Genomic DNA, 11,576 nt, shown 5'->3' with positions numbered 1-11,576 from the left:
GTAGCATTAAAAGCAGCTCCAGTATATTCTACTCTTAAATAGCGAATAACACCTGAACTATCGTTATTTTCAGTACCACCATACGTTAAATCTCCAACTTCTGACGTTGCAGTTTGACCAGTAGATCCACCTTTGTTAGTGTTTGCTCTTCCGCAAATTACTAATCCACCCCAATCTCCAGTTGCTTTAACAGCGTTTCCACTTGTCATAATAACAGGATTTGTAGAAGTTCCATTTACATAAAGTAATCCGTCTTGTGCAATTGCAATGTATGATGCAGTTCCACCAGTAGCTTCAATTCTTGTTCCAGCAGGGATAGTTAGAGTTGCTCCACCTCTTACAATAAAAGATCCAGTTAAGTTGTAAACTTGTGTTGCGTCTAAAGTAGCAGATTGCCCGCTTAGTAATTCGCCTTTAAAATCAGCAGGATTAATAGTTACTGTATTGTTGTTGTTTCCATCTGAATCTTCATCTCTAGAGCAAGATGTGAAAGTTAAAACAGCTATAGCTAAAGCTGATAATAATAAATTTTTCATTTTTTGTGTTATTTAATTTGTTGTTACAAAACTATAATTGAATTGTTTTTAAGTGTTTACCCTAATGTTATTAGTTTATTAAAAAAGAAGGCAGATTTTGAAAAAAATCTGCCTAAATATTTATTTATTGTTAACTAATTGTTTAGAATGAATATTTCATAGAAATACTAAAGTTTCTTCCTTTTTTGTAAGAGTCAACTACAACATTTTGAATGTCTTGCGTTCTTTCGATTGTTGGATCAGTTAAATTTTTGGCACTAAATCCAAATCCGATATTTTTACTAACGTTGTATTTTAGAATAAAATCTAAAGTAATTACTTCGCTATCTACTAAATCTCCTTTACCCGTTACTCCAAGAGCGTAAATTCTATCAGAAAAATAACCTCCAGCTAAAGTTGCGGTTAACGATTTGTCGTTTTTAAACTCTTTATTAAAACTAATGTCAGAGTTAACTAATAAATCAGAAGCGCCTGTTAATCTTGAATCTTGATTTGTAAAAGCAACACTTATTCCTGGATTTTCGTTAATTACTTTTTCAGTATCTAAATCTTGATTGGTAAATAAGTAGGAAACATTTAATCCAAATCCTAAGTTAGTTTTTTCTCCGGTAGTATTGTTTTCACGAGAAATTATGTTTTTTCTCCATTCACCTTCAATACCTAATCCAATAGCTTTTTCTCCTGAATTTACCCATGAAATATCGTTTGTTGCTGAAGCTACAGTAACTTGATTAATTGGGTTTTGTATGTATTTTCCAAATCCAGTAAATGATATTACTTCTCCATTTTTAGGGAACATTTCCCATTTTAGATCAAAGTTGTAATCGGTTGAATTGTATAAGTTTTCGTTTCCAAAGTAACTTTGTCCTACTTCTTCAAATAAGAAAGGAGCTCTTTCTTTAAATTGAGGTAGAGTATAGGTTTTACTAGCTGCTAATTTAATATTTTGCTTTTCATTAATTTCATATTTTGCTGTTAATGAAGGCAAATATTCCATAGTATCAGTTAATTTTTTTCCTGTTTTTAATGAAGTGCTATAAAAAATATCTTGAATAATATATTCAGAACGGAAACCTGCAATTACAAATAATTTTGGAGTAAACTGATACTCAATTGCTCCAAAACCAGCAGATATAATTTGTTGTCCGTTATAATTTTGAGGATCTAATGCATTTGGACTACTTAGACCACCTCTAAATGTTACAATATTGTAATATCCTAAATCAATTCCGTTTTGATTAAAGAAACCATCAATATTGTTTAAATCAATAATTGGTAGGGTAACATTTGGTGGTAAAATATCAAAATTAAATTGCGTTGCGTCAAAATTAATTTCTTTGTAACGTGCGCTGTAACCTGCAATAAATTTACCTTTATATTTGTCATCTGCTGTTTTACCAAATTTGTATGATAAAGTAAAGTTACCTGCAACTTCATCATCTGTCATTTCTTGAAAATATCTATGATTATCAGATTTATTTAAATCAGATACGATCAAAGGAGATGATGGATTGTTATTGTCTAACGCAACAAAAGTGTTTTGCATTCTATCTGGAATTACATTTGTCATCATATTGTATGAAATTCCCCAATCAAAATTTATACGATTGCCTAGTGTATGATTTCCTAATAATTGATTGATCAGTAAAGAAGTTCTGTCAAAAGTTGAACGTGATACATATCCATTTCCAGGGGCGTCAAAAGCATCAATTATACCTGTAAACTCTTCATGTTTTTGTGATGTAGAGTTGATATACATTGAGTTCCATTTGATATTATGATTACTGTTAATTTTATAATTTATATTAGCCATAGCATTTGAACTTGTTTGATATTCGTATGCTTTTCTGAATAAATCTTTAACCGCAATTCCTTGTGTATTTACACTTCCTCTTCTTGCGCCTTCTTTGTAATTATAACTATTATCAAAAGAAGCATTTAAAAAGAAACTTAATTTTCCATTTGAACCTACTGAATAAGAATCGCCCCCTCTTAAATAAAACGAGCTTCCAATTGGAGTTGCTGCTTGTTTATCCCAACTTGTCGTAAAATTGTATCCATTTAAAGGATTGTTAGGGATTGATTCATTACTAAATCCATGAAAATTTGGACCATCTTGTAAGTAAAATTTGTTTTGAGAAATTGCATTTGAGTTTGCATTAATTCCACTTCCTACTTCAATCATTCCGCTTCCTTTGTATGTTTTAGAAACAATATCAACGTTTGCTCCTGCAAAATCTCCATAATTTTTAAAATTATATGTTTTGTCAATTCCAATGTATTCTACAATATCGGTAGAGAAAACATCTAAAGACATATTTTTTGTTGAAGGGTTATTTGATGGTAACGGTAATCCATTCATTGTAGTAGAATTGTATCGATCGCCTAAACCTCTAACAAAAATGTCGCTTGAACCCTCTTGTTTAGAAATACCCGATGTTTTTGCAACTGCTGCGGCTACATCTCCAATTCCTTTTTTAGAAATTTCTTCCGCTCCAATACTCTGTTTAATTTCGACTGCTTTTTGTTGTTCTTGTAACAAAGCACTTTCTTTTTCTTTAGAGACTACTTGGATAATTTCAATATCTGCTAATTGAACCCCACTTGCTTCAAGAGTATGGTTAATTACTTTTTTCTCATTCGCTTTAATGGTAAATGGAATTTCTTTAGTTTCATAACCTAAATATCCTATAACTATAGTGTAGTTGCCAGGTTTTAGAGAAATCGAATATTTTCCATTCTCATCTGTAGAAGTTCCTTGTTTTGTTCCTTTAATTACTATGTTAGCAAAAGGTAAAGGTTCGTTGTTAAATTCTTTATCTAAAATAGTTCCGGTAACAGTTCCATTTTGAGCAAACATTGCTACTGAAAAGAATAATGATAATAATAAATAACGTAGTTTCATTTTGTGTTGTTAAATTTTGGTGCAAAGGAACTGCTGAAGTGTTATAGTAAAGTTACTTGCCTGTTATGAATTGGTTGCGAATGCGTTACCGAATTGTTAATAGATTAAATAATTGTAAACTCCTTTGAACATTTTATTTTATCTTTACCTTTACAAACCAAAACATAACAAATTTTGTAATGAAGAAAAAAGACATTAAGATCTTATTGGTTGATGATGAGCAAGATATCTTAGAAATTGTAGGATACAATCTTTCTCAAGAAGGCTATCAAATTATAACAGCTTCTAATGGAAAAGAAGCTATCGCGAAAGCAAAAAAAGAACATCCTCAATTAATTATTATGGATGTAATGATGCCTGAAATGGACGGAATGGAAGCTTGTGAAAACATCAGAAAAATTCCAGAACTTCAAGATACAATTATTACTTTTTTAACCGCTCGTTCCGAAGATTATTCGCAAGTAGCAGGTTTTGACGCTGGAGCTGATGATTATATTGCAAAACCAATCAAACCAAAAGTTTTGGTTAGTAAAGTGCAAGCATTATTAAGAAGGTTAAAAGGTGTTGAAGGCGTTTCGTCAACTACAACTTTAACAGTAGGTAATATCGAAATCAACAGAGAAGAATACAAAATCATTAAAGATGGCGAAGAAATTATCTTGCCTCGTAAAGAATTTGAATTGTTCTATTTGTTAGCTACAAAACCAGGAAAAGTGTTTACTCGCGAAGAAATCTTAGACAAAGTTTGGGGTAACGAAGTAGTAGTGGGTGGAAGAACTATCGATGTTCACATTAGAAAATTAAGAGAAAAAATTGGAGATAGTTTCTTTAAAACCATTAAAGGAGTTGGTTATAAAATCGAATTTTAATGCAATTAAAATTTAAAAAATCTTATAAGTTCGCTTTAAAGTCATCGTTATACGTAACCTTGTTCTTTTTAGCGACTATTTTTTTATATCATTATTTTGTTCAGTCATTAAATTTAATGTTTGTTTTTGCTTTTTCGCTAATTTTTTATGCGGCGACATTCTTTTTAATTCAATTTAGAGTGGAGCATTTTATTTACAAGCGCGTTAAGAAAATCTATGACGACGTTTCGCTTTTAGAAACGACTTCTTACATAAATCAACCCGTAACTACCGATATGGCAACGTTGACGAAAGAAGTAAAAAAATTCGCCCGAGATAAAAAACTAGAAATTGAAACCTTAAAAATTAGAGAAGAATACCGAAAAGAATTCTTAGGAAACGTTTCGCACGAACTAAAAACGCCTCTTTTTACAATTCAAGGTTATTTGCTTACGCTTCTTGATGGTGCGATGGAAGATAAAAATATCCGAACAAAATATTTAGAACGTGCCGAAAAAGGTGTAGAACGCTTGATTTATATCGTGAAAGATTTGGATATGATTACCAAATTAGAAGTAGGCGAAATCAATCTAGATGTAACTCGTTTTAACATTGTTGAGGTGATTCAAAATGTATTTGATTTGTTTGAAATGAAAGCAGCAAACAAAAACATTACCTTGACTTTCGATATGAAATACGCCAAACCTATTTGGGTAATGGCGGATCAAGAGAAAATCCAACAAGTAGTTACGAATTTGGTAGTGAATTCCATCAAATACGGAAAAAAAGGAGGAACTACTGAAGTTGGAATAGAAGATTTAACCAAAAATAAAGTCATCGTAAGAATTACCGATAACGGTGAAGGTATCGAAAAACAAAACATTCCACGTTTATTCGAACGTTTTTACCGAGTAGATAAAAGTGGTGCAAGAAGCGAAGGCGGTTCTGGTCTAGGATTAGCAATCGTGAAGCACATTATCGAAGGTCACGATGAAAAAATCTATGTTGAAAGTCAAATCGGTGTAGGCTCAGAATTTTCATTCACTTTGGAAAAGACGAAATAATTCGTTCCAATTCGGGTCAACCGAAAAATCCTTAAATCCTTTATAAAAGTGTATTTTCTCCAATTTGGAAGCTTTGAATTTCTCTTGCTTGCAACTTGGCGCCACAATTTCTGACTTAAATTTTCTAGCCAAATATTCTTGTTCGTATTGACCTGGTGTTGGAATAAAAAACGCTTTTTTCTCTAATTTAGCCAAATCCATAACCGTGGTATAACCAGAACGACAAACCACAAATTCACTCTCATTAAAAGCAGTACTTAACTCCTCTGAGTTCATGAAATTGTAATAGGTAATCGAATTTACTTTCTCCATTTGTTGTTGCGATTCCACGATTCCTTTTACGAAAAGAATTTCCTTTGAACTATTTTCTAATTCTTTAGTAAGCTTCTTTTCCAATAAGGTTCGTTGTGGTTCTGGTCCCGATAATAGAACCATAATATCGTACTTAATTGGTAATGATTTTTTTTCAATGCGACTTAAAGGTCCAATGTAAGCTATGCTGTTCATCATCTTTTCAGGATGACCTAATTTTCCCGACAAATTTTCTACACTAGAAACATCAGGAACCCAACAAGCATCAAACTTGGAAATGTAACGCGAATGCAATTTGGTTGTCAACCAAGACGTATTTCCAGAAAGTACATTTAATTGATGTGTAATAAAAACCGAAGGCACTTTTGAAGAATAAACGCCCAATCGATTATCGCTAATAACGCCATCAATTTCATAATTTTCGATAATCTTATTGATTTTTGATTTCTCTTTTTTGATCGCCAACATCATTTTTGGCATTTGAAGTGCTAATTTCCATTTGAAGTTTTTGCCTTTTTCTGAGTATTGAATGTTATAAGCAGGTAATTCAATACTCAAAAGATTTGGAAATTCTTTTTTTAATAAAGCTAAAGCTACTCCGTCAGAAGCAATAATGGGTTCAAAACCATTTTCTTCCAATGCTTTTATAATAGGAATACATCTTGTGGCATGTCCTAAACCCCAGTTTAATGGCGCTATGAGTATTTTTTTCTTCATTACTTTTTCAAAACCGCAATAAATTGTTCGGCTAATTTATTTTCATCTTCAAAATTATACTCATTTTCCTCCGAACTAAAATTTCTATCGTGTTGGTATAATTTCCACTTTTTGTTGTTGTATTCTAAAGCGGTCAAATTTTCTACCCAATCGCCCGAATTCAAATAGAAAACTTCTCCTTTTTCATTTTCCATAAACTCAATTTTGGGCTCGTGAATATGTCCGCAAATTACATAATCGTAGTCGTTTTCTATCGCCAATTCCACACAAACATTTTCAAAGTTAGTGATAAATTTAACAGCAGATTTTACATTGTTTTTAATTTTCTTCGAAAGCGAATACGGTTCTTTGTTAAATCGGGCTAAAACCCAATTGATAAATCTATTGATTAAAATGAGCATATCGTAACCCCAACCGCCTAATTTTGCTAACCATTTGGCTTGAGTAATCGAAGCGTCAAAAACATCACCGTGAAAAATCCAAGCTCTTTTATGATCTAATTCTAACACGAGTTTATCAATTAAACTGATGTTTCCCATGTGTAAATCGGTAAACTTTCTGAGAAATTCATCATGATTTCCGGTAATGTAGTACACTTTTGTGCCTTTGGTACTCATAGAAATAATTTTCTTAATTACTTCTAAGTGTTTCGATGGGAAATAGGATTTTCTAAATTGCCAAATATCGATAATATCGCCATTCAGCACTAAAATTTTAGGTTTTATCGAAGATAAATAATCCAATAATTCTTTTGCATGGCAACCATACGTTCCAAGATGAACATCGGAAATAACAGCCACTTCAACTTTACGTTTTTTCATATGTGTGGATTATATTTTTTAGCGGTCACATATGGAATCGCTTTTTTTTCGTCGGTGTTGCTTGCGCAACTTTTTATTAATTGCGATTTCAAAATAAAAGTTTTATGCAAAAAACGAAAACTTATCTAATGTTAAGGTTATTGAAACATTATTAAAAGTTTATTTGTGTTGCTAATTATTTGCTTAATTTTGCCCAAAATAAATTAGAAGTGGGAAGTAAAAATAAATTAAAAAGATTCAGCGAGAACGAAACGTTTACTAATGTTTTTCAACCAACAAGAGAAGAAGTTGTTGGGAATGAATTTCCGTTAAGAGGTAAATGGAATAGTGAATTCTTTAAAAATGATAATCCAATTGTGTTAGAATTAGGTTGTGGAAAAGGCGAATATTCTGTTGGTTTAGCCGAAAGATTTCCAAATAAAAACTTTATTGGTATTGATATCAAAGGAGCAAGATTTTGGCGTGGAGCAAAAACTGCTGTTGAAACAGGTATGAATAACGTAGCTTTTGTAAGAACGCAAATCGAGTTAATCAATCATATTTTTGCTGAAAACGAAGTTTCTGAAATTTGGATTACTTTCCCAGATCCACAAATCAAATACAAAAGAACGAAGCACAGAATGACGAATGCTGAGTTTTTAGAGCGCTATAAAAAAATCCTAAAACCAAGCGGATTGATGCATTTAAAAACCGATTCAGAGTTTATGCACGGTTATACATTAGGCTTGTTACATGGTTTAGGTCATGAAGTTATTTATGCGAACCATAATATTTATAAAAACGAAGGAGCGCCAGCAGAAGTGACTGGAATTCAAACGTTTTACGAAAGTCAATATTTAGAAGTTAACAAACCTATTACCTATATTAAGTTCCGAATTAAGTAATCTTTGTTACATTCATTTCAATATTCTTCCTTACTTTTGATAAAAATCAATTTATGACGTTTGTTTTAGCCATTTTTCTAGGTTTGATAATTTCCATTGGCGGTATCATTATTCCGGGTATGTTGAATATGACAATTGCCAAAATCAGTGTAAAGGAAAGTCAAAAACAAGCCTTGAATTTTGCTTTAGGAGCGGTTGTAGTGGTTTTTATCCAAAGTTTTTTAGGAACTTATTTTGCAAAATTCTTAGATGCTAATCCAGTTTTTAGTGAAGGATTGAAAAAAATTGGCACTGTAATCTTTATTATATTGACAATTGCTTTTACTATTATGGGTTTGAAAGCTAAAAAGCAAAAAGAAATCAAAGTTGAGATTGAAGCAAAAAGAAATCGTTTTTTTTACGGAATGGCAATGTCTGCTTTTAATATGTTTGCCATTCCTTGGTACGCCATTACAAGTTTAATGATGGCTTCAAAAGATTTGTTTCAGTATGATATGATTTCTATTGTATTGTTTTCAATATCGGCAGCTTTAGGAACTTATTTTGTGTTTTACTTATATGCTAAATTTTTCAAGCTAATTGAACACAAACTTGCTTTTATAGTTCAAAATATCAATTTCTTAATTGCGGCATTAACCGGAATTGTAGCAGTTTCTTCCTTATATAAGATGTTTTTTTAATATTTGAAGAAGGCAACGTCAAATAACGACAACTTTTTTGAACGTGTTTACGACATTGTTCGCCAAATTCCAGAAGGGAAAGTAACTTCTTATGGTGCCATTGCAAAAGCACTTGGCGCAGCACGATCTGCTCGAATGGTAGGTTGGGCAATGAATGCATCTCATAACTTAGAAGATGTTCCTGCGCATCGAGTTGTTAATAGAAAAGGACTACTTTCTGGCAAGCATCATTTTGATGGAACTAATTTAATGCAACAACTTTTAGAAAATGAAGGAATTCAAGTTATCGACAATCAAATTATTGATTTCGAAAAACATTTTTGGGAACCTAAGTTTTAATTTTTATTCTTATTTTTCGAAAACGTTTGAGTTTTCATTTCTATTAATTTACTTCATTCTTTTTGTAACAAACGTGACAAATGTCATGTAAAACGTTTTTTTTTCGGCTGAAATTTGTACTATAATTTAAAACACAGTACAAATGAACACTTTAAAAATAAACTTCAAAAAATGGTTTTTACTGTTAATAATTGTAGCGCCAATCTATAATGTTTTTGCACAAGAATCCAAAGTGGTTTTAGCCGAAAGCAAATTAAAAGTTCTAGGAACTTCTAATCTTCACGATTGGGAAATTGATGCTAAAGCAATGAGCGGAAAATCAACAATGACAATTGATGTAGGTAATTTAAAAGCTATAAAAAATTTGGATTTTGCTGTAGAAGTAGAGCAATTAAAAAGCGGTAAAAACGGAATGGATAATAACACATTCAAAGCTTTAAATAGTAAGACTTACAAAACCATTAATTACAAATTAGTAAGTGTTGCAAAAATTACAGAAACTTCAGCGGGTAATTTCTCAGTAGAAACTCAAGGTGATTTAAGCATTTCTGGAGTTACAAAAAGAATCAATCAAACTTTTACAGTTAAAGTTATAGGGAAAAAAGCAATTTTTTCTGGAAAAACTAAAATCGACATGACTGTTTACGGAGTAAAACCTCCAACGGCTTTAATGGGAACTATTAAAACAGGTAAAGACGTAACGGTTGATTTCAAAGTTACTTACAATTAATACAAACAAGAACTTATAACTAAAACACACATATTAAATTTTAAAAATCATGAGAACATTTATTAAATTTTCGTTAGTAATTGCAGCCTTAGGCTTAAGTACAGGTATACAGGCTCAGAATAGAGATTTGGATAATTACAGACAACCTGATAAAAGAGGAATTAATGTTTTTGAAAGTCCAAAAGATACAGCTTCCACTTTTGATGGAATAAAAGTGAGAGTTGGTGGTGCTTCAACATTACAATATCAAGCTTTAGATCATGAAAACGCAACAGGAGCAACAGCTTTAATTCCAATTGGAAACAACTTTAATTTAGCTACTGCCAACTTAGATTTAGACGTAGCTTTAGCAAAAGGGGTTAGAATGCATTTAAGAACATATTTGTCTTCTCGTCACCACCCAGAACCTTATGTAAAAGGAGGGTATTTCCAAATTGATAATTTAGACTTCATCAAAGAAGGTTTATTAGCTGAAACAATGAAATACGTTACTATCAACATAGGACATATGGAAAATAACTATGGTGATGCACACTTTAGACGTTCAGATAATGCACAAGCTATATATAACCCATTCGTAGGAAACTACATTATGGATGCATTTACAACAGAAGTTGGAGCAGAAGTTTACTTTAGAAAAAATGGTTTTATTTCTATGATTGGAGCTACTAATGGTAAATTAAATCAAGGAGCTAACGCGCCAAGCGCTACAAGTCCATCAGTTATGGCTAAATTAGGATATGACAAACAATTTAATACAGATTTAAGATTTAGAATTACTGGTTCTATCTACAATTCAGCTTATTCTGCAAGAACTTATTTATATGGTGGTGATAGAGCAGGTTCAAGATATTACTTCGTAATGGAGCCTACAACAGCTACTTCATCTGCTAATTATTCTTCTGGATTAGTTAATCCTGGCTTAACAAACAAGTTAACTGCAATTATGATTAATCCATTTGTAAAATACAAAGGTTTTGAATTCTTTGGATTGTTTGAAACCGTATCAGGTAGAAAATTTGCTGAAACAGATAGAAGAAACTTCACTCAATTAGGAGTAGATTTATTATACCGTTTCGGTAAAAATGAAAACTTATACGTAGCGGGTCGTTATAATTCAGTTTCTGGAGAATTAGATGCAACACAAGACATCGATGTACAAAGAATTTCTTTAGGTGCTGGTTGGTTCATGACAAAAAACATCTTAGCTAAAGTAGAATATGTTAATCAAACTTACGATGGATATACAGCTGGAAGCATCATGGATGGAGGTAAATTCAGTGGATTTGTTGCAGAAGCAGTAATTAGTTTCTAAAAAAGTAAATTTAAAAGCGAAGAGTTAAAAGGCTTTTCGCTTTTACTTTAAGGTTATGAAAACAATAGGCATTATATCAGTTATTATTCTTTTGAGTTTTGGATTTTCTAAAAATGTAACCAATGTTAAAATCACGAATAAAAGTGAGGTTTCAATAAAAGGAAAATCTAATGTCAATAGTTTCGAATGTAAATATAATTCTGATTTTATTGAGAATGATTTGCAAGTTTCGATAGCTAGAACCAATAATAAAATTTTGTTAGAAGGTGCAAAACTTTCTATAAAAAGTACAGGTTTTGATTGCGCTCACAAAATGATAACCAAAGATTTTAAAACCATTCTAAAAGCCGAAGATTATCCGCATATTGTAATTAATGTTAAAGAAATTAATACTATTAAAGAAAATATAACCGCAAAATTAAACG

11 protein-coding genes and 1 pseudogene are annotated in these 11,576 nt (G+C 31.6%); 8 read left to right on the top strand and 4 right to left on the bottom strand.

Annotated features, from left to right (window positions below; genetic code table 11):
• Together L6Q46_RS08935 and L6Q46_RS08930 are read right to left on the bottom strand one after the other, a co-directional pair.
• A pseudogene (locus tag L6Q46_RS08935) lies at window positions 1-536 on the bottom strand (hypothetical protein); the annotation flags it as partial.
• A gap of 142 nt (window positions 537-678) precedes the next feature.
• Window positions 679-3,441 carry a TonB-dependent receptor gene (locus L6Q46_RS08930; RefSeq protein ID WP_291284013.1) on the bottom strand — a complete coding sequence of 921 codons (2,763 nt, stop codon included), beginning with the start codon at window positions 3,439-3,441 and terminating at the stop codon, window positions 679-681.
• 179 nt (window positions 3,442-3,620) lie between these two features.
• Between L6Q46_RS08930 and L6Q46_RS08925 the strand changes: the two genes are divergently transcribed.
• Both L6Q46_RS08925 and L6Q46_RS08920 read left to right on the top strand, forming a co-directional pair.
• The gene (locus L6Q46_RS08925) at window positions 3,621-4,310 is read left to right on the top strand and encodes a response regulator transcription factor (RefSeq protein WP_111566246.1); all 690 of its coding nucleotides are present in this window, start codon (window positions 3,621-3,623) and stop codon (window positions 4,308-4,310) included.
• A complete protein-coding gene (locus L6Q46_RS08920) occupies window positions 4,310-5,353 on the top strand; it encodes an ATP-binding protein (protein WP_291284012.1) in 1,044 nt (347 codons plus the stop codon). The genes L6Q46_RS08925 and L6Q46_RS08920 overlap by 1 nt, the downstream gene beginning before the upstream one ends.
• Here L6Q46_RS08920 and L6Q46_RS08915 read toward each other — a convergent pair.
• Window positions 5,327-6,382, bottom strand: a complete 1,056-nt coding sequence (locus L6Q46_RS08915; protein WP_291284011.1) for a glycosyltransferase — start codon at window positions 6,380-6,382, stop codon at window positions 5,327-5,329. The two genes, L6Q46_RS08920 and L6Q46_RS08915, sit on opposite strands and share 27 nt — an antisense overlap.
• Window positions 6,382-7,203, bottom strand: a complete 822-nt coding sequence (locus tag L6Q46_RS08910; RefSeq protein WP_291284010.1) for a UDP-2,3-diacylglucosamine diphosphatase — start codon at window positions 7,201-7,203, stop codon at window positions 6,382-6,384. The genes L6Q46_RS08915 and L6Q46_RS08910 overlap by 1 nt, the downstream gene beginning before the upstream one ends.
• A 209-nt stretch (window positions 7,204-7,412) precedes the next feature.
• Here L6Q46_RS08910 and trmB point away from each other — a divergent pair, with 209 nt between their 5' ends.
• The 6 genes from trmB to L6Q46_RS08880 all read left to right on the top strand — a co-directional run.
• Complete coding sequence (gene trmB, locus L6Q46_RS08905; protein ID WP_291284009.1) at window positions 7,413-8,087, top strand: tRNA (guanosine(46)-N7)-methyltransferase TrmB; 675 nt, start codon at window positions 7,413-7,415, stop codon at window positions 8,085-8,087.
• 53 nt (window positions 8,088-8,140) lie between these two features.
• A complete protein-coding gene (locus tag L6Q46_RS08900; protein ID WP_291284008.1) occupies window positions 8,141-8,767 on the top strand; it encodes a LysE family transporter in 627 nt (208 codons plus the stop codon).
• Between the two features lie 3 nt (window positions 8,768-8,770).
• On the top strand, window positions 8,771-9,106 hold the full coding sequence (locus L6Q46_RS08895) for an MGMT family protein (protein ID WP_291284007.1): 336 nt from the start codon (window positions 8,771-8,773) through the stop codon (window positions 9,104-9,106).
• Between the two features lie 142 nt (window positions 9,107-9,248).
• The gene (locus L6Q46_RS08890) at window positions 9,249-9,836 is read left to right on the top strand and encodes a YceI family protein (RefSeq protein ID WP_291284006.1); all 588 of its coding nucleotides are present in this window, start codon (window positions 9,249-9,251) and stop codon (window positions 9,834-9,836) included.
• Between the two features lie 49 nt (window positions 9,837-9,885).
• Window positions 9,886-11,151: a hypothetical protein gene (locus L6Q46_RS08885; RefSeq protein WP_291284005.1), complete on the top strand. Its 1,266-nt coding sequence runs from the start codon at window positions 9,886-9,888 to the stop codon at window positions 11,149-11,151.
• A gap of 55 nt (window positions 11,152-11,206) precedes the next feature.
• The coding region (locus L6Q46_RS08880; RefSeq protein WP_291284004.1) for a hypothetical protein at window positions 11,207-11,576 on the top strand (370 nt) is incomplete at its 3' end.

It is taken from the genome of Flavobacterium sp., assembly GCF_023151265.1.
In the GTDB taxonomy this organism is placed as follows: Bacteria; Bacteroidota; Bacteroidia; order Flavobacteriales; family Flavobacteriaceae; genus Flavobacterium.
Note: the sequence above shows the minus strand (reverse complement) of the source record. Positions and strands in the feature narration are given on the sequence as shown.